This is a genomic window from Stenotrophomonas sp. AS012628 (genome assembly GCF_010608305.1).
GTDB classification, from domain to species: domain Bacteria; phylum Pseudomonadota; class Gammaproteobacteria; order Xanthomonadales; family Xanthomonadaceae; genus Stenotrophomonas; species Stenotrophomonas geniculata.
In genome coordinates, this window is the sequence record NZ_VMBJ01000198.1 from 1 (window position 1) to 246 (window position 246).

A 246-nucleotide genomic window follows, 5' to 3' on the forward strand; every position below is an offset into this window, starting at 1 on the left:
CGTCATGGCCTGGCGCGCGTGCTGTCCAAGGCCGGCGTCTGCTCGCGCAGCGAGGCCGCGCGCTGGATCGCCGAGGGCCGCGTACGCGTGTCCGGCCGCATCGTGCGGGATCCCGAGTTCCCGATTGGCCAGCCGGCGCCGCCGATCGAGGTCGATGGCCAGCCGATGGGTGCACCGCAGCGCCTGTACCTGATGCTCAACAAGCCGCGCGGGGTGGTGACTACCGCGCAGGACGAGCGTGGCCGC

General features: G+C 73.2%; 1 protein-coding gene. It reads left to right on the forward strand.

What is annotated here, in order from left to right; translation table 11 throughout:
- A partial coding sequence (locus tag G5A07_RS21605) for a S4 domain-containing protein (RefSeq protein WP_262405912.1) occupies window positions 1–246 on the forward strand: 246 nt, incomplete at both ends.